Consider the following 22,849-nt stretch of genomic DNA (forward strand, 5'->3'; position numbering starts at 1 on the left):
TCGCCTGGACCACGGCCGGCGAGTCAGCGGCCCCGCGGCCGCGTCACTCCTTGCAGAGGCAGAACGGGTGACCCGCCGGGTCGAGGAACACCCGGAACGACTCCCCCGGCTGGTGCGGGTGCTTGGTAGCGCCGAGGGCGAGCACCGCCTGCTCGGCCACGTCGAGGTCGGCGACGTCGACGTCGATGTGCATCTGCTGGGGCACGTCCTGGCCCGGCCAGTCGGGCGCGCGGAACCCGTCGACCTGCTGGAAGAAGAACGCCTGGTCGCCGTTGGACACCTTGGCCCAGCCACGGTCGTTCTGCTCGGCCGTCCAGTCGAGCAGGCCGGCGTAGAAGTCGGCGAGGGCCTTCGGGTCGGGGCAGTCGAGGACGAAGTAGGGCGAGTGTGCGATAGCCATGCGCCGACGTTAGATGCGGCCGCCGACACGCGCGACCGCGGGATCCAGGCGGTCATCCACAGGCGGCGAGCGGCGCGGTTTCGAGTCGGACGCCTCGGGCGCACCCTTCCCGCATGGACATCGCCGATCCCTTCGCCCTCATCACCACGGGGCACCGTCTCGCCGAGAGCGGCGCCCTCCTGACCACGGCCGCCTCGGCGGTCCCCGAGCCGGACCTCGGCTTCCCCTCGGTGCTCGTCAGCGGCCGCCTCGACACCCTGGCCGGCGCCGCTGACGCCCTCGCCGCCCGCATGACCGACGCCGGCGAGGACCTCGCCTTCACCGCGCGGGCCTTCGTGGCCGCCGATGGCCGCGTCGGAGAGCTGTTCGAGCAATTGCTGCTCGGCGGGCGGTTCTCGTGAACACCGACGTCCCCGGCTCGCCGGAGTCGTGCCACGCCGCGGCCGACGCGCTCTCCCTGCTCGCCCGCCATCTCGAGCGCGCCGGGCGGCTCGCGACCGGCGGCGCCCACACCTCGGAGGCCGACTTCGACGGCCGCACCGCCGACGCCTACCGCGCGGCCTGTGCCACGCTCGCTGCCGACGCGTCCGCGCACGCCGCGACGGCCCGCCGGTCGGCCGGCGCGCTGGCGTCGTACGGCGAGGACCTCGCGGCCGTCCAGCGGGTCATGGAGCGGGTGCGTACGTCCGCTGGCGTGCACGGGCTGCTGCAGGGGACCGAGCTGGTGCCGCCGACCATCCCGACCCCGCACCAGCGCGACGTCTTCGAACGGCTGTCGGCGATCGTCGCCGACGCCCGTGCCCACCTGGAGCGGGCGCGCGACCGGTTGAGCGCGGCGTTCCCTGGCCAGCCGTTCCCGGCGGACTACGGCAACGTGCTGCTGCCACCGGTCGGCGAGCCGGTGGGGCCGTTCCTGTTCCCGCCTCCGGAGTCGGCCTGGCCGCGGGAGGAGCAGCCGGACGAGTCGCGTCCGGACGGCCCGCGCCGGGACGGCAGGGAGGGCGACGGCGACTGTGGCGCGGAACGCGAGGACCGGCCGGAGGCGCCGGACGAGCGCCCCGACGTCACCGACGGCGTCGACCCGCAGCTCGACCACGCGCCTGAACCGGAGCCGCGGTCTCCCCAAGGCGACGGGGCCGGGAGCGACGACACGGATGTCATGTCCTACCGCGACCCGGACGACACCCGACCGTTCGGCGACGTACTGCGCCCCGCGCCGGAGCCGGTGCCGTGACGGCCGACGCGGCCCTGGGCCGGACCGTCCAGGTCACCCTCCCCGACCGCTGGCACCGCCGCGAGCGGCCGGCCCACGGGATCGTGGTGGCGGCCCGGCCGCGCACGGTGCCGGTGAGCGGCTACTGTCCCGAAGTCGTCGTCGCGTGCACCCCGGTGGCCGACGACCTCCGCACCTGGCGCGAGGAGGCGGTGGCGGCACTGTCGGTGCAGCTGCCCGACTTCGCGCTCGAGGAGGCCGACGAGTACCTGCTGGGCGACCACGTCGTGGCCTACCGCCTGTTCGCCCACCGGTTCGGCACGGTCGACGTGCTCAGCGAGCAGTGGGCGTGGCTGGTCGGCGGGCTGGGCGTCACGCTGACGTGCTCGGTCGCCCGCGAGGACTACCCGACGTTCTGCGACCTCTTCGAGGCGGTGGCGGGGACGGTGGAGGTGGTGGGGTGAGCCCGCTGCTTCAGAGCAGCCCGTCGCGGCGGGCGATCGCGGCGGCCTCGGTGCGGCCGGTGGCGCCGAGCTTGCCGAGGATGTTGGAGACGTGCACGCTCACGGTCTTGGTGCTGATGAACAGCTGCTTGCCGATCTCGCCGTTGCTGCGGCCCTCGGCGACGAGGGCGAGGATCTCGCGCTCGCGCGCGGTCAGCTGGGTCGACGCTGCGCCGTTGGCCGAGCGGGCAGGCGCGCTGCCGGGGGTGTGGAGCTGGTCGAGCAGGACCGTCGCGCCGAGCTCACGGGCGACCTCGCGCGCGATGTCGGCCTGCTCACGGGCCGGCCCGGTCTCGCCGACGAGGCGCAGGATGGTGGTGTACGCCGTGCGCAGCTTGGCGAGCTCGGGAACGCTGCCGAAGCGCTCGAACGCGGCGACGGCCTCGGCCCACGCTGCCAGCAGCTCGTCGCGGTCGGGAGCGTCTATGCCGCCCGACCAGCGGACCCGCAGGTGCTCGGCGACGAGCCGCGCCGCCCAGGCCTGGCCCTCCGGGCCCCACTTCGACTTCTTCGCCGCGAAGCGGGTGACGACGGCCTCCCCGTCGGCGCGCAGGGCGTCGGCGCGTGCGACGAGCGCCGCGCGCTCGGCGGCGGGCGCCGACGGGAGGGCCCGGGCGATCGCGTCGAGCGCCTGCGCGGCGAGGCGGACCCGGCCGGGGAACCGCTCGTCCCAGATCTGCGAGAGCACGGCGACGACGCTGTCGTAGACGTCGAGCGCCCGGCCCGCGTCACCGTCGCACGCCGCGACCTCGATCTCGGTGCCGGCGGTGAAGACGGCGACACCGCCCTCGTCGACCCAGACCTTGCGCAGGCGCTGGAGGGCCGGCAGCACGTCGTCGCCGCGGGTGGCCTGGATCGCCAGCCGGATCGGCTCGAGGATCGCGCGGGGGATCAGCGGGCCGACCTCGTCGTCGACGATGCTCACGATCTCGAGGGCGGCGTCCCACTTGCCGCGGGCGTAGTAGACCCAGCCGAGCTGCCACCGCGACTCGATGGAGTACGGCGCCCAGGGCAGGCCTGCCTCGGCGCCACGCTCGACGGCGGAGGTGAACCACCGCTCGGCGCCCTCCCACTGGGCGTCCTCCTGGTAGGACCGGCCCAGCAGGAACCGGCCGCGCAGCTCGGCGCTCAGCGCGCCGGCGGCGACGGCGCGATCGACGGCGTCCTCGAGCGCGCCGCGGAGGGCGTCGCGGTCGCTGCCGTGGACCTGCTTCATCCGCAGGCCGCTCAGGGTGGTGACCACCTCGGAGGCGAGGATCGGCATGCCGATGCGCTCGGCGAGCCCGAGCGCCTCGGTCGCCGCGGCCTCCGCGTCCTCGATGCGCTCGAACCCCGCCAGCACCCGCGCGTGGGTCGCCAGCACCTTGGCGCGCAGCGGGCTCTCGCCGGCCGGCGCGAGCTCGACGGCCTCGGCCGAGAGGGCCGGCAGGTCGAGGGCCGTCTCGGTGCTCATCAGGATGGAGGCGTAGCTGCTCAGCAGCCGCGCCCGCGCCTCGGGCGCGCCCTCCGGCAGCCGCTCGAGGTGCTCGTGGAGCAGCTCGGCGGCGCGCATCGCGTCGCCCCCGATGCTGAGGGCGTCGGCTGCCTTGACCGCCAGCTTGGAGCGGTCGACCCCGAGCCGCTCGGCGCGCTCGGCGTTCTCGAGCAGCTCGAGCGCCTGCTCGTAGTGTCGGGCCGCCTCCTCGGGGCCACCCACGGAGAAGGCCTCGTCGCCCGCCTCGATGCTCGCCTCGACCGCGCGGTCATGGTCCATGGCGCGCCGGGCGTGCCGCGCGAGCTCGGCGGCCGTGCCGCGCCCGGCGCCGCTGGTGAGCGCGGCGACGTACTGCCCGTGGAGGCGGACCCGCTCGCCGGGCAGCAGGTCGTCGTAGACGGCCTCGCCGAGCAGCGCGTGCCGGAACTCGTAGTGGCGCGACCCGGCGACGAGGACGTTCATCTCCACGGCCTGTCGGACGCCGGCGTCGAGATCGGCGGGAGGCATGCCGGACGCGGCGAGCAGCAGGTCGTGGGTGACCTTGCGGCCGGCCACGCTCGCCACGCGCACGACCTGGCGGGCGGCCTCGGAGAGGTGGTCGAGCCGCACCAGCAGCAGGTCGGCGAGGTCGTCGGGCACCCAGTCGCCGCCGCCGGCGGCGACGAGCTCCTCGACGAAGAAGGCGTTGCCGTCGGCGCGGGCGATGATGTCGGCGAGGCGGCGCTCGGCCAGGCCCTCGGGCGCGAGCTCGGCCACGAGCGCGCGGACGGCGTCGGGCGGCAGGGGCGAGAGCTGCAGCCGGTCGAGGCTGGGCAGGCGCGACCACTCCGCGACCTGCCGGCGGAGCGGGTGTCGGCGGTGGAGGTCGTCGGAGCGGTAGGACGCCACGATCGCGACCGGGTTGGTCCAGCTCCGCGTGAACAGGTAGCCGAGCAGCTCGCGCGTGGACGGGTCGGCCCAGTGGAGGTCCTCGATGACGAGGAGCAGGGGCGCGTCGGCCGCCGCGAGCTCGAGGGCGTGGTGCATGGCGGCGAACAGCTCGGCCCGCTCGGTGGCCGCCGGTTCGGGCACCTGGTCGGAGTCGGAGCGCACCCGCTGGCCCGGCTGGAGGCCGGCGACCGCCGGGTGGCGCCGGGTGACCCCCTCGACCAGCTCGGGCAGGTCGGCCGCCATCCGGCCGAGGACCTCGCTGAACGGGAGGTAGGGCAGCGCGCTCTCGCCGAAGTCGAGGCAGTGGCCGGCGAAGACTCGCCATCCCTCGGCTCGGGCCAGGTCGCGCAGCTCGATCAGCAGCCGGGTCTTGCCGACGCCGGCGTCGCCGGAGAGCAGCACGGTGCCGGGCCTGCCGGCCCAGCGGCGGCCGGCCTCGCCCAGGCCGACCAGCTCAGCCAGCTGTGCCAGCTCGTCGTCGCGGCCGACGAGCGTCCGGCTGGTGTGTGTCGCCACGGGCACCATCATGTCGTGCCCTGCCGACATCTCGCGCCCGATATTCGTGGGTGTATTCGTGGGTGCGCCCAGGGCGCTGGCGGTCACGCGGACAGGTCGCGCCGGGGAGCCTCGGCGGCAGCGATGCTGCGCACCCAGGAGCGGCGCGAGCGACCGCGGCGAGCCACGGCCATGGACTTGCGAGCCCGGGAAGCCCGGTAGTCGATCTCTGACTGGATGAATGCGTCGTTGAACATGTCAGCAAGATTCGTCCTCTGAGGTAGGCCGCTACATCGGGCAAGTGCCTTATCTCTGCCTGAGGTACGCCGGCCGGGGCCGTCACCGCCTGAGGTAGGGCGGCCCGGAGCTCACGATCGGCCGCCCGTGGCGACCGTCGCCTCGCAGAGCTCCGCCCAGCTGTCGAGCAGGGCGTCGTCGTCGAGACCGAGCGGTGCTGCACCGAGCGTCCAGGTCGACCGGCGGACGTTGACGAGGGCGCCGAGCAGGAGGACGGCCAGGCCATCGATCGCGTCCTCGTCCGCGCGCTCCGACCGGGCACCGATCCACGCGCGCAGGATCTCGGCCATCCCGCGGTAGCCCTGGTCGGAGACCTCGTCGCGGAACCGGTCGCGGAGCTGGACCAGCCGGTCACCGTCCCTCTCGAGTACCTGCGTGATCTGCTGCTGGCGATCCATCTCCGCGAGGATGAACGCGCCGACGTCCCGCGCGGATGCGCCCTCCCCCACGGCCGCGCCGGCGTACTCGGCCCGCGCCTCCGCGACGGACGCCAGGTAGGTCTCCACCGCGGCCGCCAGCAGCGCCTCCTTGCTGGCGAAGTGGCGGTAGAGCGCTCCACGGCGCGGCACCAGGCCCACCGCCTGCTCGATGTCGCCGACCGAGACCGCCTTGAATCCGCGCTCGGCGAACAGGCGGATGCCCGCCTCGAGCAGGCGCTCGCGCGTGCTCCCCTCGGGCTTCGTCGCTTCCGGACCCGTCCTCACTCGATCTCCCCTTGCCAGCATGTAATCCGCGGATTACGGTAGCAGTAATCAGTCGATTACGGGAGGAGTCATGAAGACGAAACGGGTGGAGATCGCCGGCGGCGAGGTCGAGTACGTCGACACCGGGGGCGACGGCCCGACCGTCGTGCTGCTGCACGGCGCGCTGATGGACGAGCAGCTCTGGATGCCGGTCGTCGAGCGGCTGTCGCCCACCTTCCGCTGCGTCGTGCCCGTGCTGCCGCTGGGGGCGCACCGGATCCCACGACCCGGCGATGCGGACCAGAGCCCGCGCGGGGTCGCCCTCCTCGTCGGCGAGCTCATCCGGGCCCTGGACCTGGGCGAGGTGACGCTCGTCGGCAACGACACCGGTGGCGCGATCGCCCAGCTGCTGCTGGCCGAGGATCCCGACCTCGTCGCGCGCGTCGTGCTGGTCTCGTGCGACGCGTTCGACAACTTCCCGCCCGGACTGCCGGGACGGACGATGGCGCTCGCCTGCGCGGTGCCGGGCGGCCTGCCGATGGCGATGGCCTCGCTGCAGATCCCGCCGCTGCGGAGGCTGCCGATGACGTTCGGCTGGATGGCACGGCGCCCGATCGCCCCGGAGGTCTTCGACGGGTGGCTCGACGCCTACGCCGCGTCCCGCGGGGTCCGGCGCGACGTCCGCCGGATGATGCGGCAGGTCGACCGCGAGCAGCTCGTCACCGCCGCCGAGCGGCTGTCGCGCTTCCGGGGATCGGCCCTGGTCGTCTGGGCCGCCGAGGACCGGGTGATGCCGCTCGACCACGCCCACCGGCTGTGCGCGACCTTCCCCGACGCCCGCCTCGAGCTGGTCGAGGACTCCTACACCCTGGTCCCCCTCGACCAGCCCGACCGGCTTGCCGGGCTGATCGCCGCGTTCGCCCGACGAGTCCGCACCTAGGCTGACCGGGTGGAGTTCACCGAGGTCGTACGGCGCCGCCGGATGGTGCGCAGCTTCCTGACCGACCCGGTGGACCCGGCGGTGGTCGAGCGGGCGCTCGCCAACGCCACCCGGGCACCGAGCGCGGGCTTCTCGCAGGGCTGGGCGTTCGTCGTGCTCGACACCCCGGACGCCGTGCGCGGCTTCTGGGAGGCGCAGTCCGACTCGGTGGAGCAGCCCGACCGGTGGCTGGCCGGCATGATGGCGGCCCCGGTCGTCGTCGTGCCCTGCAGCATCAAGGCCGCCTACCTGGACCGCTACAGCGAGCCCGACAAGGCGCGGGCCGGCCTCGGCGGCGCGGCCAACGAGCAGCGCTGGCCGATGCCCTACTGGCACCTGGACACCGCGATGGCCTCGCTGCTGATCCTGCAGACGGTCACCGAGGCCGGGCTCGGCGCCTGCTTCTTCGGCCTGGTCCCGGACCGGGTCGACCGGGTGCGGCACGTGCTCGGGCTCCCCGACGGCCCGGACGGCCCGGAGCCGATCGGCGCGATCACGATCGGGCACCCGGCCGCCCCCGGCACCGGCGCGCGCGGCTCGGCCGGCCGGCGGCGCCGTACGCCCTGGACGGAGGTCGCCCACCGCGGCCGGTGGGGCGCCGGCTGGGCGCGCCAGGACGGGCGGGACGAGGGCTGATGCCGCGGCCCGTGATCACCCACCTGGACCGGGAGGACCTCGAGCGCGACGACCCGGTGCTGCGGCGGATCGCGAGGCTGCTGACGCCGTACAAGGGGAAGATCGGGCTGGTCCTGCTCGCGGTGGTGTCGGCCGCGGCGCTGACGTCGGTGCTGCCGTTCCTGACCCGGGCGGTCTTCGACGACGCGCTGTTCCCGCTCACCGAGGGCGGCGTGGGGCAGCCCGACCTCGGCCTCCTCGGGTGGCTCGTGCTCGGCATGTGCCTGATCCCCGTGGTCACGGCGCTGATCGGCATCGGACAGAACTGGCTCACGTCGACCATCGGCAACTCGGCGATGGCCGACCTGCGCGGCGACCTGTTCGAGCACCTGCAGAAGATGGAGCTGGCGTTCTTCACGGCGACCAAGACCGGAGCCATCCAGTCGCGGCTCGCCAACGACGTGGCCGGCGTGCGGACCGTGCTGACCGACACCGCGACGACGATCGTGCAGAACACGGTCACCGTCTCGGCGGCTTTCGTGTCGATGGTCATCCTGTCGTGGCAGCTGACGATCCTGACGCTGATCATTCTGCCTCTGTTCGTGTTCCTCCAGCTGCGCGTCGGGCGGCGGCGCCAGCGGCTCGCGCGCAAGACCCAGGAGTCGCTGTCGGAGATGACGGCGATCACCGAGGAGGCGCTGTCGGTCTCGGGGATCCTGCTCGCGAAGGTGTTCAACCGGTCGGCGGCTGAGGTCGAGCGCTACCGCGAGGCCAACCGCAGGCAGACCCGTCTCCAGGTCCAGCAGGCCATGACCGGCCGCACCTTCTTCGCGGTCGTGCAGACGTTCTTCGCGATCACGCCGGCGCTGATCTACCTGGTCTCCGGCTGGATCATCACCGGCGCGCTGCCGATCGGCGCCGACACGCTCACCGCCGGGACGCTGGTCGCGTTCACCACGCTGCAGGGCCGGCTGCAGATGCCGCTGCTGGCGCTGATGCGGGTCTCCCTCGACGTGCAGACCTCGTTGGCGCTGTTCCGCCGGATCTTCGAGTACCTCGACCTCGAGCCCGCCGTGACCGAGCGCCCCGGAGCGGTGGCGCTCGACGTCGCCTCGATGGAGGGGCGGGTCGAGCTGCGCGGGGTGTCGTTCCGCTACCCCGAGCCGCGGGAGCTCTCGGGGACCCGCAACCAGGACCGGTTCGGCGACTCCGGGGTGCGGATCGGCGCCGATCGGGCCGAGGGGTCCGATCGGCCCGGGGGGGCCGCGGGACCGGCCGAGCCGGTCGAGCCGCAGTGGGCCCTCCGCGAGGTCGACCTGGTGATCGAGCCCGGCCAGCTCGCCGCCATCGTCGGCCCGTCCGGCTCCGGCAAGACGACGGCGACGTACCTCATCCCGCGGTTCTACGACGTCACCGAGGGCGCCGTGCTGATCGACGGCCACGACGTCCGCGACCTCACGATGGACTCGCTCGCCGACGCCGTCGGCATGGTGACGCAGGAGCCCTACCTCTTCCACGGCACGATCCGCGACAACATCGCCTACGCGCGGCCGGGCGCGACCGCCGAGGAGATCGAGCGGGCGGCGCGCGACGCCAACATCCACGACCGGATCATGGCGTTCCCCGAGGCCTACGAGACCATCACCGGCGAGCGCGGCTACCGCCTCTCCGGCGGAGAGAAGCAGCGGCTGGCGATCGCCCGCGTGCTGCTGAAGGATCCGCCCGTGCTGATCCTCGACGAGGCCACCTCCGCGCTCGACAACGAGACCGAGCGGCTGGTGCAGGAGGCGCTCGAGCGGGCGACGCGGTCGCGCACCACGATCGCCATCGCCCACCGGCTCTCCACGATCCAGTCGGCCGACGTGATCTTCGGGCTCGCCGACGGCCGGGTGGTCGAGCAGGGCACGCACGAGGAGCTGCTCGCCGACCCCGAGGGCCTCTACGCGAGGCTGTACGTCGAGCAGTTCTCGCGCGTCGGAGGTCCACCGGCGCCGTACGACGACAGACGCGCGGACGTGCCGCTGTGACGAGGGAGCACCGAAGATGACGCGTCGAGTGCCGCGCTACCTGCGCTACCGGCGGCCCGCCGACCCGCAGCCCGAGCCGGCGCCCGAGCCGGCGCCCGAGCCCGCCGCGGCCTACACGCCGTACGGCGCGCCACCGGAGCTCGTCTCACTGCCCCCGTCCGCCGAGCAACCGGCGGCGGCCGAGGCGGCGGCTCCGGTCAGATCGGGCTTCCCGAGCACCTACTTCATCGTGCTCGCCATGGTCGTCGTTGCGCTCATCGGTGGCGGCGCATACTTCCGCGCGGCGAATGGCCCGGTCGAGGTCGAGACGCCCACCGGAGTGCTCAGCGTGACCGCCGGAGCGATCGAGGAGCAGCTGGCGGAGAAGCGCGCGCTGTACACCGACGCGATCAAGGCGGACGACCTCGCAAGCGTGGGTCTCGACGACACCGCGTTCAACCGCACGGCGGTGGTGGCGTTCGGCTACCTCCTGACCGACCTCGTCATCGCCGCCGGGTTCGGCGTCGACAGGGACACCGCGGTCGAGTACGCCGAGACCGCGGCGGACTACGAGCGGCTGCTCCTGGCCGGCGAGCCGCTCGGCGACGACGTCGAGATCACGTTCAGCGACGACCGTGCGTTCGTCTACGACGGCGAGACCGGCAAGGGCGGCTACGTCGACCCGAGCGAGCAGGGCTGAAGGCGCGAGCGGGTCAGGCCTTCCGGGTGAGGGTCACGTGCGTGACGCCGCTCGGCGCGCTGACCTGCTCGACGTCGTACGACGACTCCAGCCCCTCGAGGCCGTCCCACACGCGGGAGCCGCGGCCCAGGACAATGGGGGTCACCGCGAAGTGGGCGTGGTCGACGAGACCGGCGGCGAGGTAGTCGCGGACCACCGTTGCCCCGCCGCCGATCCGGACGTCGAGGTCGCCCGCCGCCTCCCGCGCGACGGCCAGCGCCTCCTCCGGGGAGGCGTCGAGGAAGTGGAAGGTCGTCCCGCCCTCCATCTCGATCGACGAGCGCGGCCGGTGGGTGAGCACGTAGGTCGGGGTGTGGAACGGCGGGTTGGGTCCCCACCAGCCCTTCCAGTCCGAGTCGTCCTGCCAGCCCGGCGGGCCGAACTTGTTGGAGCCCATGATCTCCGCCCCGAAGCCGTCGTTGTGCCGTCGCTCGAAGAGGTCGTCGACGCCGGTCGAGCCGCCCTCCTTCCACGAGCTGGTGCCGAACCGCCACTCGTGCAGCCGCTCGCCGGCGTGGCCGAACGGCGCCTCGAGCGACTGCGGCTCACCGGAGCCGAACCCGTCGAGGGAGATGGCGAAGTTGTGGACGCGGACGCGAGACATGGGGCTCCTGAGGTCGGCGGTCGGGCGGCTCTGCTCATGGTGACCTACTGCGGTGCCCGGAATCATCGGTCACCCGGCCGATCCTTTCTCCGGACGGAGCAGCTCGAACACTCCCGCCAGTCCCTCGTCGCCGTGACCTGCCGCGACCCGGGCGTTCATGAGCTCCCGGACCTCGGTCATCCGGGTGTCGTCGACGCCGAGGGAGCGCCGGTGCGCCACCAGGTCGTCCATCAGCGGCGCCTGGACCGAGAGCGGGCCGAGGTCGGGCGGGTAGTCGCCGTCACGCACCGCCTTGCCGATGGCGCGCACGACCTGCGGGTAGCCGTCCTCGAGGGACTGCGCGAAGCGCTCCGCGAAGGCCGCGACGTCCGCGCCCTCGGTTTGGACCAGCCGGAGCGTGTGCAGGAGGCCGATGAGCAGCTCGTAGCCGGCGCCGACCTGCGCGAGGAACTCGACCGCAGCAAGTCCCGGGTCGTCGCCGTAGTAGACCGCCGTGCCGAGCTCCCGGAGCGTGGGCTCGTGGGTGTCGTACGCCGTCCGCGAGCCACTGAAGGACAGGCGCGCGCGGTCACTCCCGATGTCCGACGGGTCGGCCATGATGCCGCCGTCGACGTACTCCCCTCCCCAGCCGGTCACGCGGCTCGCTGCGCTCCGTGCGTGCGCGGGGGAGCCGCTCGTGAGGTTCACCAGCACCCGGCGGTCGATCGCGCCCCCGACAGCGGCGAGCACGTCGTCGACCGCGGTCTGGTCGAGGAGGCACACGACGACGAGCGGACTGGCGGCCGCCGCCTCCGCGGGAGTGGGCCTCCACGCGGCGCCGGCGGCGAGGAGCGGCGCAGCCTTCGACTCGGTGCGGTTCCAGACGGTCACTGCGTGGCCGCGGTCGAGGAACGTGCGCGCGAGGGCCGAGCCCATGGCACCCGTCCCCAGCACGGTGACCGGCACAAGCGGTGTGGTGGTGTCATCGGTGTTCGTCGTCATGTCAGCGACGCTAGAACTTCAACCTCGGTTGAGTTCAAGGGCTCGGTATCGTGAAGCGCAGGAGAGCGCGATGCCAGAGCCCGAGCCAGGACCCGACGAGTCCAGCACCGATGCCGCGGCCGCCCGCGACCGGCGGGCCGCGGAGAAGGCGGCTGCTCGCCGGCGCATCGAGCAGCAGCACACCTGGGTCGACCTCCAGGTGCGGCAGGCGATGGACCGCGGCGATTTCGACGACCTGCCCGGTGCCGGCAAGCCGATCCGAGGACTCGGCGAGACCCACGACCCCGACTGGTGGGTCAAGCAGCTCGTCGAGCGCGAGCGGATCACCGTGCTGCCGCCGGCGCTCCAGCTGCGCAAGGACGACGCCGAGCTCGACGCGAGGCTGGATGCGATCTCGGCCGAGTCCGAGGTGCGTCGGGAGGTCGAGGACTTCAACGCCCGGGTCATCCGCGCGCGCTACACGCCGGTCGACGGGCCGCCGCTGATCACCATGCCGCGCGACGTCGAGGAGACGGTGGCGGCCTGGCAGGAGCGACGGGCGGCGCGGCAGGCCTCCGCTCGCGCGGCGGCTAGGGCTGCCGCCGCTGAAGCTCCCACGCGGCGCGGATGGCGTCGCGGATGGCTGCGGCGTCGCCGTCGAGCATGACCTGCACCTTGAGGTGCTTCTCGTAGCGCGGCGGGATGCCGAACGTCGCCGGGTGCTCGGCGACGAGCCGCTCGCGGTCGGCGTACGATGCGCGGACGACCAGCTCACCTGGCTCGACCAGGCGGGCGACGAGGCGGTCGTCGACGTACCACGCCGGCCTGGCCGCCGTGCCCTTGCGCTTGCAGCCCGGGAGCGACCTCGCGTAGTCGTCGACCTCGTCGGGCGTCACGGGTCGAGCGTAGGCCGTCTCGGCGAGACATCGGTCATACCGCGACGACGTGACTCGCCGGTAACGTCAGCGGGCGTGAGTCACAAGAGCCCCAAGGACTTCTTCCGCCCGCTGGCCGTCGGCGCCCCCGCACCGCTGCGCGAGATCCCGGCCCGGCCGAGCCGCGCGATCCACTTCTTCGACCCGTCGAACGAGAAGATGGCCGCCAAGGTGCCCGGGATGATCGGCACCGTCGACGTGCTCCTGGGCAACCTGGAGGACGCGATCAAGGCCGACAACAAGGTCGCCGCCCGCGAGGGCCTGGTGAAGATCGCGCAGTCGACCGACTTCGGCCCGACCCAGCTCTGGACGCGGATCAACGCGCTCGACAGCCCGTGGGTGCTCGACGACCTCACGACCCTGGTGCCGGCGATCGGCGACAAGCTCGACGTGATCATGGTCCCGAAGGTGCAGGGCGCCGAGGACATCCACTACGTCGACCGGCTGCTCGCGCAGCTCGAGGCGAAGGCCGGCATCCAGCGACCGATCCTCATCCACGCGATCCTCGAGACCGCCCGCGGCGTGGCCAACGTCGAGGAGATCTGCGGCGCGTCGCCGCGGATGCAGGGCCTCTCGCTCGGCCCGGCCGACCTCGCGGCCGACCGCAAGATGAAGACCACCCGCGTCGGCGGCGGCCACCCGGGCTACCTGGTGCGCCAGGACCCGCCGAAGGACGCCGACGGCAACAGCCAGATCGACGCGCAGCGCAGCGTCTTCCAGCAGGACCTCTGGCACTACACGATCGCGAAGATGGTCGACGCGTGCGCGACGCACGGGATCTACCCCTATTACGGCCCGTTCGGCGACATCGCCGACGTGGTGGCGTGCGAGGACCAGTTCCGCAACGCGTTCCTGCTCGGCTGCGTCGGCACCTGGTCGCTGCACCCCAAGCAGATCGCCATCGCCAATCGGGTCTTCTCCCCCTCCGTGGAGGACATCGCGCACGCTCGCCGCGTGGTCGCCGCCATGGGCGACGGCACCGGCGCGGTGATGATCGACGGCAAGATGGAGGACGACGCCTCGCTCAAGCAGTGCCTCGTGCTCGTCGAGCTGGCCGAGAAGCTCGCCGAGATCGACCCCGAGCTGAAGAAGCAGTACGACGCGATCGAGGTGCAGGCCTGATGAGCGACCAGACGTTCCGCCCCCGCCGCTCGGTCCTCTACATGCCCAGCTCCAACGAGCGGGCACTGGAGAAGGCCAAGACCCTCCCCGTCGACGCGCTGATCCTCGACCTCGAGGACGCCGTCGCCCCCGACGCGAAGCCGCAGGCGCGCGTCAACGCGGCGGCCGCGGTCACGAGCGGGGAGTACGGCGCCAAGGAGCTCACGATCCGCGTCAACGGCGCGGACACCGAGTGGCACCACGACGACCTGAAGGCAGCGGCCGAGGCCGGTCCCGACGCGATCGTCGTGCCGAAGGTCAACTCGGCCGACGCCGTGCTCAGCCTGGTCGACGCGTTCGACGCCGCGGGCGTGCCCGACACCACCAAGCTCTGGGCGATGATCGAGTCGCCGTACGCCATCCTCCACGCGGAGGAGATCGCCGCCGCCTCCGACCGGCTCAATGTGCTGGTGCTCGGCACCAACGACCTGGTCAAGGAGCTGTACGTCGAGCACGTCCCAGGTCGCACCAACCTGGTGACCGGCCTGCAACTGGCCGTGCTCGCGGCCCGCGCGACCGGCAAGGTCGTGCTCGACGGGGTCTACAACGACGTCAAGGACGTCGACGGCTACCTCGCCGAGGTCGAGCAGGGCCGGGCGTTCGGCTTCGACGGCAAGACGATCATCCACCCCGGCCAGATCGAGGGCGCCAACGCCGGCTTCGCCCCGAGCGCCGAGGCGGTCGAGAACGCCCGCGGCCTCATCCAGGCGTGGGAGGACGGGAAGGGCGCCGGCGTGGTGACCTACAACGGCCGGATGGTCGAGAACCTGCACGTCGAGTCCGCGGAGCGCACGCTCTCCATCGCGGAGGCGATCTCGAAGCTCGAGGACTGACTGCTCGTAGAGAGAGGCCGCACCGACACACCGGTGCGGCCCTCTTTGCCGCACACTATTGCGTGAAGCGTAGTAGTGTGCGGCGCATGGACACCACCCAGCTGCTCCGCGGGGTGCTCGACCTCGCGGTCCTCGCCGTCGTCGAGCGGGAGGACGGCTACGGCTACGACGTGCTCCGCCGGCTCCGCAACGGCGGCCTGGCCGAGGTCGGCGACGCGTCGGTCTACGGCACGCTGCGCCGGCTCTACGCCGCCGGCGCGCTCACGTCGTACGTCGTGCCCTCCGAGGAAGGCCCCCACCGCAAGTACTACGGCATCACGCCGGCAGGGCGTGACCAGCTCGAGTCCCAGGCCAAGGACTGGGCGGCGTTCAGCGCCGCCGTCTCCGGCCTCCTTCCCCACACGTCAGGAGCACGCGCATGACCACCGAGCCCAACGACACGCAGGTCCTCGTCCGCCCCGAGGTCGCGACGTTCGTCGAGGAGGTCCGGGCGCGGCTAGCGGACCTCGACGCCGACGACCGCGACGAGCTGCTCGGCGGGCTCGAGGCCGACCTCTCCGACCAGCTGGCCGACGGCACGCCGCTCGGAGACCCAGCGGCGTACGCCGCCGAGCTGCGTGCGGCGGCCGGACTGCCTGCGCGCCGGCGATCGGTCACCGGCGACCTGCCCCGCACGGTCGGCGGGATCCTCGACGCGGCCCGTGCCTGGTTCCTCGGGCTCGTGGGGCGACCCGGCCTACGTCCCGCCTGGGACGTGGTCGTCGCACTCCGGCCGGCGTGGTGGGTGGCGCGGGCCTGGATCGCCGTGACTGCGCTCGACATCGCCACCGGGGGCTGGGAGGAGATCAGCGTCGTCCCGTCCCTCGGCGTGCCCGGAGTCGGCGAGGTGGTGCTGGTCGCGGCCGTCGTCATGAGCACGCTGGTCGGGCTGGGCCGGCTCTGGCCAGGCTCCGGCCCCGAGCGGAGCACGGCCTCCCGGATCTCCCTGCTCCTCGTCAACGCCGTGGCCGTGCTGGCGCCGATGACGTGGAGCCTGCCCTACCCGGCGTACGTCGGCTACGGCTTCGACTACTACGACGACTACGGGGCGGGATACAACGACGCCCAGCGGGAGAACAAGGGCCTTCGGCTCGACGGCGATCCGGTCCGCAACGTGTTCGCCTACGACCTCCAGGGCAGGCCGCTGCCCGGCGTACAGCTCGTCGACCAGGACGGCGACCTGCTGGCCGCCGGACCGGGCTCGAACGCCCGCGGTCGCGGCGAGGGCCGCGTGGTCGGCTGCCCGGCGTTCAACGGCCGCACAGCGGTCTACAACGTCTTCCCCTTGGCTGAGACCCGGCTCCGGCGCGGCACCTGCGAGAGCGAGGACGCCGGCTCCGACGCGGCGTTCCCCGAGTTCCCCCTCGCTTCGCTGCCGCCCGTGACCAACCGCCCCGGCGACGGTGCCCCCACCGTGCTCGGCAGGACATCGCGGTCCCGCGACCAGTGACCAGGGTGCCGAGTCGGCTCGTGATCACGGGCCGACTCGACACTCCTCAGGCGTGAAGACGCGCCGACTCGGCACTCCTCAGGCGTGAAGACGGGCCGACTCGGGGCATTTGACGCGCCGGTTTCTGCCGGCTCGGGCCGCCCCCGTACGGTCGCTCCCATGACCGACCTGCTGATCCGCGGCGCCCGCGTGGTGGCGCTGGGCCCGGGGGCCGAGGCGCCGGACGCGCCGGTCGACGTGTTGGTCCGGGACGGCCGGATCGTGGAGGTCGGCGCGGGCATCGAGCGACCCGCCGGCACGGAGGAGTACGACGCCGCGGGCCGCTGGGTGATGCCGGGCCTGTGGGACGCCCACGTGCACCTGGGCCAGTGGACGTTGTCGCGCCAGCGGCTCGACACCAGCGGGGTGCGCTCGTCCGAGGACCTGGTCGCCCTGGTCGCCGAGCAGGTGTCGGCGCGGCCGGGCGACCCGGTCGTCGGCTGGGGTCACCGCCCCGGCGGCTGGAGCAGCCACGGCAGCGTGGCCGACCTCGACGCGGTCTCCGGCGTCACGCCGGTGGTGCTGGTCGCCGGCGACGCTCACCACGCCTGGCTCAACAGCGCCGCCCAGGCCGCGCTCGATCTTGCGGTCCGTGACGACGTCGTGCGCGAGGAGGAGTGGTTCGCGGCCTACGACCGGCTCGCGAGGCTCGACGGCGACGGTGCGGGGCCGCAGGCCTACCGCGGTGCGCTGGAGGATGCTGCCGCTCTCGGCGTGGTCGGGCTCGTCGACCTGGAGTTCACCGGCGGGGTGCCTGCCTGGCAGGAGCGGTGGGCGCAGGGCTGCGACCTGCTCCGGATCCGCGCCGCGATCTATCCCGAGGGCTTCGCCGACATCGAGGAGCCGGCGTTCCGCACCGGCGACGCGCTCCTGCCGGGCGAGGACCGGCTCACCATGGGGCCGCTCAAGATCATCAGCGACGGGTCGCTCAACACCCGCACTGCCTGGTGCCACCACCCCTACGCCACCGGCGCCGACCCGCACCACCCGCGGGGCGCGCCCAACCTCGACGAGGCCGAGCTGCGCGCCCACCTCGCCCGCGCTCACGACCTCGGGATCGAGGTCGCGACGCACGCGATCGGCGACGCCGCGGTCGGCAGGGCGCTGGCGGCGTACGTCGAGACGGGCGCGCGCGGCTCCGTCGAGCACGTCCAGCTCGTAGCCCGCGACGACGTGGCGACGATGGCCCGGCTCGGGCTGCGCGCGAGCGTCCAGCCCCACCACCTCGTCGACGACCGCGACCTCACCGAGACGGTCTGGCCGGGCCACGCCGAGCGCGCCTTCGCGTTCCGCTGGCTGCTCGACGCAGGTGTCCCACTCACGCTCGGGTCGGACGCCCCGGTCTCACCGCTGGACCCGTGGCTCGCCGTCGACGCGGCCGTGCGCCGCACCGGCGACGACCGGCCCGCCTGGCACCCCGAGCAGGCGCTCACGCGGCAGGAGGCGCTCGCGGCGTCGGTCGACGGGCAGCGCCTCGTGCCCGGGGCGCGGGGAGACCTGGTGCTGCTGGACGACGACCCGCTGACCACGATCCGGCCGGGCGTCGCGCTGACCGTGGTGGCCGGCGGGGTCGTGCACGACGCCCGCTGACCGCCTCGGGCGGTCAGCCGTCGTTGCCGACCTGCTTGGCCACGTCGGCGGGAGTCACGTCGACAGTGCTCGGGTCGGCGGCCGCGTCGATGTCGGTCACGGGCTTCGTCGCGTCCTTCGCGGCGTCCTTCTTCTTCGCCACGGGGGCCGGGTCGAGGCCGAGCTCCTCGGTCACGTTGACGGGTTCGGTCGATGCCTTCCTCGCGGGGGCCTTCTTGGCGGCCGGCTTCTTCGCGGTCGCCTTCTTGGTGGCCTCCTTCTTGGCCGGGGCCTTCTTCGCGGCCGGCTTCTTCGCCGGGGCCTTCTTAGCAGGCGTCTTCTTCGCGGGCGCTTCGTCAGGGGTCCCGGGGTCAGTCTTCTCGTCCGGCACGGGGTCCGACTTCCCCCCGACCAGCGAGGTGACGGCATCGCGCGCGATCCCCACCGCCGACCCGGCGACGGTGGCCGGAGCCTTCAGCGTCTCGACGGCGACGTCCTTGACCTTGCCCAGCGGGTTCTTGCGAGCCACGAGTGTTGTCCTCACTGCGAGAGAGAATCGGATCGGACCGAGCGGGCGTGCCGACCGGTCGTTGTTCGTCCCGGTACCCGATCTCCGCGGCCGCACGCGCCAGTGAGAGACGGGTTACGCGACCAGCTCGGCGAGCGCCTCGGCGGCGACCTGCTGCTCCTTGGGATAGGGGTGCCACTGGGCCGCGTCTCCGGCGGGATGCATGCCCGCGACCCACGGGTCGTCGGCACAGAAGTGGTGTCCCTCGGTCAGCTCGTAGAGGTCGAGGAACTCCACCCCCGCCTCGGCGGCGGCGCGCTCCTGTGCCTCCACCAGGAGGATGTTGACGCGCTCGGCCAACTCGGTGTCACCCTCCGCGATCGGGAACTGACGGCAACTCTCGTCGGAGGCGAACTGGGGATAGCCGACGAAGACGACGCGCGCCTGCGGCGCCTCCTCGGTGATCGCGGCGAGGACGTCGATGATCCGCTCCTCCATGCGGTCGATGCGAGCCGCGAAGCTGTCGTCACCGTCCCCCGCGTCTCGGTCCGTGCACGGCGCACCGTCGCGCTCCTTCGGTGTGAGCTCTTGCGCGCAACTCACGACGAGGCTCGGGAAGATCTCCTCGTCGTTGGCCCCGATGCTGATCGTGACCAGCGCGGTGTGCTCGGTCAGCGCGTCGATTTGAGGATCCATCCGCTCGCGTAGCGTCGTCGTCTGCTGCTTGAGATGGATCGATTCCGTCTTCGCGCCGCCGCACGAGACGTCTGTCAGCTCCAGTCCGAGCTCCTTCTCCAGCAGATGCGGGTAGTTGCCGATGGACTGCAGGCAGCCGTTGGTCTCGCTTTCGTAGGGCGCAAAGGCCGCAGCCGTGTACGAGTCGCCCATCGCGACGTACCGGTCCCCGGGGCTGACCGGCAGGTGGTCCGGGAGCGGCTCGGGGTCGGGTGCGTCCTCGCACGCCGCCAGGAGCGCGACAGCCGCGAGCAGGCCGGGGAGCACCGACGAACGCATGCGCCCATCCTGCCGGGACATCCTTGCCGTTCGCTGAGGAAGCACCGACGAAGGCAGGGGCTACGACACCAGCTCGGCCAGCGCCTCGGCAGCGACCTGCTGCTCCTTGAGGTAGGGGTGATAGGTGATCGCCGGAGCGGTCGGGTGCAGGCCGGCCACCCAGGGGTCGTCGGCGCAGAAGTGGTGGCCCTCGGTCAGCTCGTAGAGGTCGAGGAACTCGACCCCCGCCTCGGCGGCCGCGCGCTCCTGGGCGAGCACCAGCAGCTCGTTGACGCGCTGGGCGAACTCCACGTCCCCCGCCCCGATCGGGAACTGCGCGCACCGCTCGTCCGGGGCGAACTGGGGATAGCCGACGAAGACGACCCGCGCCTCCGGCGCCTCCGCGGTGATCCCGGCGAGCACGTCCACGATCCGCTCCTCCATCCGGTCGATCCGCGCCTCGACGCTCAGTTCCCCGCCGGCGGCATCGGCCTCCGTGCACGGCGCACCCTCGGGATCGGTCGCTCGTTGCACGCAGAAGCGGATCAGGTCGCCGTAGATCCGCTCGTCGTTGGCGCCGATCGAGATCGTCACCAGGTCGGTCGCCTCGGTCAGCGCGTCGATCTGCGGGTCGAGCTGGGCGTTCTTGTAGGTGACCTGCCCCTGCTCGATCGATGCGGTGATCGCCCCACCGCACGAGACGTCCTCGAGCTCGAGGTCGAGCTCGGCGGCGAGCAGGTGCGGGTAGTTGTTCGTCGACTGGGTGCAGCCGGTCGACTCGTCGTCGGTCGGCCCGATCCTGGGCGCCGCGGTGTAGGAGTCGCCCATCGCGACGTACCGGTCGCCGGCGCGCACCGGCTCCTCTGCCCGCAGCGGCGGCTCGTCCGCCTTCTCGCCCTTGCAGCCGGCGAGCAGCGCAGCGGTCACGAGCAGACCGGGGAGCACCACCGTCGAACGCATGCGCCCATCCTGCCGGGGCTTCCTGGGCGTTCGCTGAGGAACCGACCTACGCCTCGACGCCGAGAGCGATCGTCAGGGTGAGGACCGTCCGCGGGTCGTCGAGGGCGTCGCCGTACGCCTCGCGCAGCTGGCCGACGCGGTAGCGCACGGTCTGCGGGTGCACGAACAACGCTTCCGCGACCTCCTCCCGGCGGCCCTGGTGGAGCAGCCAGGCGCGCAGGGTCTCGACCAGCTTGGCGCGGGTGCTCGCCCGCAGCCCGGCCAGGGGCGCGAGCGCCTGCTCGCGCAGGTCGGCGAGCGCCTCGGCGTCGGCGGTGAGCACGAGCTCGGGCAGGTGGCTCTCGGTGTCGGCGCCGAGGCCCGCCTCGTGCGCCCGCAGCGCCCGGAGGTACGACGACCGCGCCTCACGCCAGGGCCGCGGCGGACCGACGGTCCCGCCACTGCGCGTGGTCTCGCGCACCACTCGGCCGCGCGGCCGGCCGTGCACGTTGGGCACGAGCAGCAACACGGTGCCGTCGAGCTCGGGGAGGTCGGTCGCCTGGAGGGTCTGACCCGGCAGCGCCTGGAGCAGCCTGCCCGCCTCGCCCTCCGGCACCAGCACCGCGGTCAGCGTCGCCGGCACCTTCCACTCCGCGCGCTCGGCCAGGCGCAGGATCGTCGCCTCCGGCGCCTGGTCGACGACGTGCGTGGCGATCCGCTCCAGCAGCCGCTGCCGCACCCGGCCGGCCGTCGCCGACTCGTCGGTGTGGCCCTGCGCGCTGGCTGCGGAGAGCTGGTCGATGTAGGCGAAGACCTGCTCGGCGAACGCGGCGACGGTCTTCGGGTCGGAGCCGTGATCGACCGCGGTGCGGGACAGCTCACGCCAGGAGATCCGGGCGCCGATGCGGTAGGCCGACAGCAGCGCGTCGATCGTGCGACCGCTGCTCGCCTCCCCGCGACCGAGCTGGTAGGCGCCGTCGAGCGCCTGGGCCAGGAGCTTGTCGGGGTCGCGGCCGGGCTGGCCGCTCACCATCGCGAGGAACGCCCCGATCGCGGCCCGCACGGCGTTGCGGATGACGACGCCCATCTCCTCGTTGAGGGCGTTCTCATAGCTCGGCACCTCGTCGACGATCGCCGCGACGACGTCCTCGGCCAGCTGCGGCAGCCGCGGTCGCAGGTCGCCCTCGACCGTCGGCGGCAGCACGACGCCGTCCGACGCCACCGCGCGTCGCCCTCGCACCGCCATGCCAGCCTCCTGGAAAGATTGTGCGCCGCGAACAAAATCGGCAGCCCGATTCACCGGTGCTGGTCATGATCTTAGCGCCACGGACGGGCACGCTGGATGTATGAGCGAAGCCATCAGCCTACGGCGCAGCACCCTCGGCGCGCCCGGCGCCGGGTTGGCGCTCCGGAAGCGGCTGCGCGCGGTTGCCGACGCCGCAGTCCACCCGCTGACCCTCGACGACGTCCTCGACCACTTCCACCCGCTGCGCCGCGACACCGAGCTGCGCGGCCGGATCGTGTCCGTCACCCCCGAGACCGCCGAGTCGGCGACGATCCTCATCAAGCCGGGCAAGGGCTGGACCGGCCACGTGCCCGGCCAGTACGTGCGCGTCGGCGTCGACGTCGACGGCGTCCGCCTGTGGCGCACCTACTCGCTGACCCACGGCCCGCGCCCCGACCGCAACATCAGCATCACCGTCAAGGCGATCCCCGACGGGGTCGTGTCGGGCCACCTGGTGCACCGCGCCCGGGCCGGCCAGCTGATCCACCTGGCACCGGCCGAGGGCGAGTTCACGCTGCCCACGCCACTGCCGGGCAAGCTGCTCCTCGTCACCGCCGGCTCGGGGATCACGCCGGTCATCGGGATGCTGCGCAACCTGTTCCTGCGCGCCACCCCGGTCGACGCCGACATCGTCCTCGTCTCGGTCAACCAGAGCGAGTCCACCGCGATCTTCCGCGACGAGCTCCGCGAGCACGCCGCGAAGGGCCACATCACCCTGATCGAGCGGTTCGACGACCGCGACGGACTGCTCGACGTCGACACGATCGACGCGCTGGTGCCCGACTACGCGGAGCGGCTGGCCTACGCGTGCGGCCCAGCGGGGCTCCTCGACGCGCTCGAGCAGCACCACGCCGAGCGCGGCCTCGAGCTGACCACCGAGCGCTTCCGCCCGGTCGCCCTCGCCACCGAGGGCGAAGGCGGCTCGGTCACGTTCACCAAGGCCGGGACCGAGGTGGAGGCCGACGGCGCCACCCCGATCCTCGACGCCGCCGAGGCGGCCGGCGTCCTCATGCCCAGCGGTTGCCGGATGGGCATCTGCATGGGCTGCGTGCTTCCGATGAAGGAGGGCGCCGTGCGCGACCTGCGCACCGGCGAGCTCACGGTGGCCGTCCCGGGCGAGACCCACGCGGACGGCGTACCGATCCAGACCTGCATCAGCGCGCCGGCCGGCGCCTGCCGCATCGACCACTGACCGGAGGG

The 22,849-nt window shown here is 73.0% G+C and carries 25 protein-coding genes; 14 read left to right on the forward strand and 11 right to left on the reverse strand.

Translation table 11 applies throughout. From position 1 onward, the window contains the following. Positions 1-43: 43 nt before the first annotated feature. Entirely contained in the window at positions 44-400 is a 357-nt protein-coding gene (locus tag HNR19_RS18890; protein WP_179669346.1) for a VOC family protein, read from the reverse strand. A 113-nt stretch (positions 401-513) separates the two neighbouring features. On the opposite strand from HNR19_RS18890, the gene HNR19_RS18895 reads away from it, so the two are divergent. The 3 genes from HNR19_RS18895 to HNR19_RS18905 are packed head-to-tail and all read left to right on the forward strand — an operon-like array spanning position 514 to position 2,077. Then, a complete protein-coding gene (locus HNR19_RS18895; protein WP_179669347.1) occupies positions 514-801 on the forward strand; it encodes a hypothetical protein in 288 nt (95 codons plus the stop codon). Then, positions 798-1,634 (forward strand): hypothetical protein, encoded by an 837-nt coding sequence (locus HNR19_RS18900; protein WP_179669348.1) that lies wholly within the window; start codon positions 798-800, stop codon positions 1,632-1,634. The genes HNR19_RS18895 and HNR19_RS18900 overlap by 4 nt, the downstream gene beginning before the upstream one ends. Further along, positions 1,631-2,077, forward strand: a complete 447-nt coding sequence (locus tag HNR19_RS18905) for a hypothetical protein (RefSeq protein ID WP_179669349.1) — start codon at positions 1,631-1,633, stop codon at positions 2,075-2,077. The genes HNR19_RS18900 and HNR19_RS18905 overlap by 4 nt, the downstream gene beginning before the upstream one ends. 10 nt (positions 2,078-2,087) lie before the next feature. Here the strand turns inward: HNR19_RS18905 and HNR19_RS23270 are convergent, their stop codons facing one another. From HNR19_RS23270 to HNR19_RS18920, 3 genes are all read right to left on the reverse strand, one after another. After that, on the reverse strand, positions 2,088-5,036 hold the full coding sequence (locus HNR19_RS23270) for an AAA family ATPase (RefSeq protein ID WP_179669350.1): 2,949 nt from the start codon (positions 5,034-5,036) through the stop codon (positions 2,088-2,090). Between the two features lie 83 nt (positions 5,037-5,119). Continuing rightward, complete coding sequence (locus tag HNR19_RS18915; protein ID WP_179669351.1) at positions 5,120-5,272, reverse strand: hypothetical protein; 153 nt, start codon at positions 5,270-5,272, stop codon at positions 5,120-5,122. 111 nt (positions 5,273-5,383) lie between these two features. Continuing rightward, positions 5,384-6,016 (reverse strand): TetR family transcriptional regulator, encoded by a 633-nt coding sequence (locus HNR19_RS18920; RefSeq protein ID WP_179669352.1) that lies wholly within the window; start codon positions 6,014-6,016, stop codon positions 5,384-5,386. A 70-nt stretch (positions 6,017-6,086) separates the two neighbouring features. Between HNR19_RS18920 and HNR19_RS18925 the strand changes: the two genes are divergently transcribed. From HNR19_RS18925 to HNR19_RS18940, 4 genes are read left to right on the forward strand one after another with little or no spacing between them, the layout of a single operon-like run. Continuing rightward, positions 6,087-6,935: an alpha/beta fold hydrolase gene (locus HNR19_RS18925; RefSeq protein ID WP_179669353.1), complete on the forward strand. Its 849-nt coding sequence runs from the start codon at positions 6,087-6,089 to the stop codon at positions 6,933-6,935. 9 nt (positions 6,936-6,944) lie between these two features. Next, positions 6,945-7,610 carry a nitroreductase family protein gene (locus HNR19_RS18930; RefSeq protein WP_179669354.1) on the forward strand — a complete coding sequence of 222 codons (666 nt, stop codon included), beginning with the start codon at positions 6,945-6,947 and terminating at the stop codon, positions 7,608-7,610. Next, complete coding sequence (locus HNR19_RS23275; RefSeq protein WP_179669355.1) at positions 7,610-9,616, forward strand: ABC transporter ATP-binding protein; 2,007 nt, start codon at positions 7,610-7,612, stop codon at positions 9,614-9,616. The genes HNR19_RS18930 and HNR19_RS23275 overlap by 1 nt, the downstream gene beginning before the upstream one ends. Positions 9,617-9,632: 16 nt before the next feature. Further along, positions 9,633-10,295, forward strand: coding sequence for a hypothetical protein (locus tag HNR19_RS18940; RefSeq protein WP_179669356.1), 663 nt, complete (start codon positions 9,633-9,635; stop codon positions 10,293-10,295). Between the two features lie 13 nt (positions 10,296-10,308). Here HNR19_RS18940 and HNR19_RS18945 read toward each other — a convergent pair whose 3' ends face one another. Beyond that, a complete protein-coding gene (locus HNR19_RS18945) occupies positions 10,309-10,938 on the reverse strand; it encodes a dihydrofolate reductase family protein (RefSeq protein WP_179669357.1) in 630 nt (209 codons plus the stop codon). Positions 10,939-11,007: 69 nt separating this feature from the next. Next, positions 11,008-11,919, reverse strand: a complete 912-nt coding sequence (locus HNR19_RS18950) for an NAD(P)-dependent oxidoreductase (protein ID WP_179669358.1) — start codon at positions 11,917-11,919, stop codon at positions 11,008-11,010. Between the two features lie 70 nt (positions 11,920-11,989). On the opposite strand from HNR19_RS18950, the gene HNR19_RS18955 reads away from it, so the two are divergent. Next, on the forward strand, positions 11,990-12,565 hold the full coding sequence (locus HNR19_RS18955; protein WP_179669359.1) for a DnaJ family domain-containing protein: 576 nt from the start codon (positions 11,990-11,992) through the stop codon (positions 12,563-12,565). Here HNR19_RS18955 and HNR19_RS18960 read toward each other — a convergent pair. Further along, complete coding sequence (locus HNR19_RS18960; RefSeq protein WP_179669360.1) at positions 12,489-12,794, reverse strand: hypothetical protein; 306 nt, start codon at positions 12,792-12,794, stop codon at positions 12,489-12,491. The genes HNR19_RS18955 and HNR19_RS18960 overlap by 77 nt on opposite strands. Before the next feature lie 75 nt (positions 12,795-12,869). On the opposite strand from HNR19_RS18960, the gene HNR19_RS18965 reads away from it, so the two are divergent. The 5 genes from HNR19_RS18965 to HNR19_RS18985 all read left to right on the forward strand — a co-directional run bounded on the left by HNR19_RS18965 (position 12,870) and on the right by HNR19_RS18985 (position 17,945). After that, positions 12,870-13,955, forward strand: a complete 1,086-nt coding sequence (locus HNR19_RS18965; protein WP_179669361.1) for an aldolase/citrate lyase family protein — start codon at positions 12,870-12,872, stop codon at positions 13,953-13,955. Further along, positions 13,955-14,827 carry an HpcH/HpaI aldolase/citrate lyase family protein gene (locus tag HNR19_RS18970; protein ID WP_179669362.1) on the forward strand — a complete coding sequence of 291 codons (873 nt, stop codon included), beginning with the start codon at positions 13,955-13,957 and terminating at the stop codon, positions 14,825-14,827. The genes HNR19_RS18965 and HNR19_RS18970 overlap by 1 nt, the downstream gene beginning before the upstream one ends. 86 nt (positions 14,828-14,913) lie before the next feature. Beyond that, the gene (locus tag HNR19_RS18975) at positions 14,914-15,249 is read left to right on the forward strand and encodes a PadR family transcriptional regulator (protein WP_179669363.1); all 336 of its coding nucleotides are present in this window, start codon (positions 14,914-14,916) and stop codon (positions 15,247-15,249) included. After that, positions 15,246-16,316, forward strand: coding sequence for a hypothetical protein (locus tag HNR19_RS18980; RefSeq protein ID WP_179669364.1), 1,071 nt, complete (start codon positions 15,246-15,248; stop codon positions 16,314-16,316). Before HNR19_RS18975 ends, HNR19_RS18980 begins: the two co-directional genes overlap by 4 nt. Before the next feature lie 159 nt (positions 16,317-16,475). Further along, positions 16,476-17,945, forward strand: a complete 1,470-nt coding sequence (locus HNR19_RS18985; RefSeq protein ID WP_179669365.1) for an amidohydrolase — start codon at positions 16,476-16,478, stop codon at positions 17,943-17,945. 13 nt (positions 17,946-17,958) lie between these two features. Here the strand turns inward: HNR19_RS18985 and HNR19_RS18990 are convergent, their stop codons facing one another. The 4 genes from HNR19_RS18990 to HNR19_RS19005 form a co-directional block, all read right to left on the reverse strand. Then, positions 17,959-18,453: a hypothetical protein gene (locus HNR19_RS18990; protein WP_179669366.1), complete on the reverse strand. Its 495-nt coding sequence runs from the start codon at positions 18,451-18,453 to the stop codon at positions 17,959-17,961. 114 nt (positions 18,454-18,567) lie between these two features. After that, positions 18,568-19,446: an SGNH/GDSL hydrolase family protein gene (locus tag HNR19_RS18995; protein WP_179669367.1), complete on the reverse strand. Its 879-nt coding sequence runs from the start codon at positions 19,444-19,446 to the stop codon at positions 18,568-18,570. A gap of 60 nt (positions 19,447-19,506) precedes the next feature. Further along, complete coding sequence (locus tag HNR19_RS19000) at positions 19,507-20,385, reverse strand: SGNH/GDSL hydrolase family protein (RefSeq protein WP_179669368.1); 879 nt, start codon at positions 20,383-20,385, stop codon at positions 19,507-19,509. Between the two features lie 46 nt (positions 20,386-20,431). Further along, entirely contained in the window at positions 20,432-21,610 is a 1,179-nt protein-coding gene (locus tag HNR19_RS19005) for a PucR-like N-terminal domain-containing protein (protein ID WP_179669369.1), read from the reverse strand. 100 nt (positions 21,611-21,710) lie between these two features. Here HNR19_RS19005 and HNR19_RS19010 point away from each other — a divergent pair, with 100 nt between their 5' ends. After that, positions 21,711-22,841, forward strand: coding sequence for a ferredoxin reductase (locus HNR19_RS19010; protein ID WP_179669370.1), 1,131 nt, complete (start codon positions 21,711-21,713; stop codon positions 22,839-22,841). The last annotated feature ends 8 nt before the right edge of the window (positions 22,842-22,849 follow it).

It is taken from the genome of Nocardioides thalensis (assembly GCF_013410655.1).
Lineage (GTDB): Bacteria > Actinomycetota > Actinomycetes > Propionibacteriales > Nocardioidaceae > Nocardioides > Nocardioides thalensis.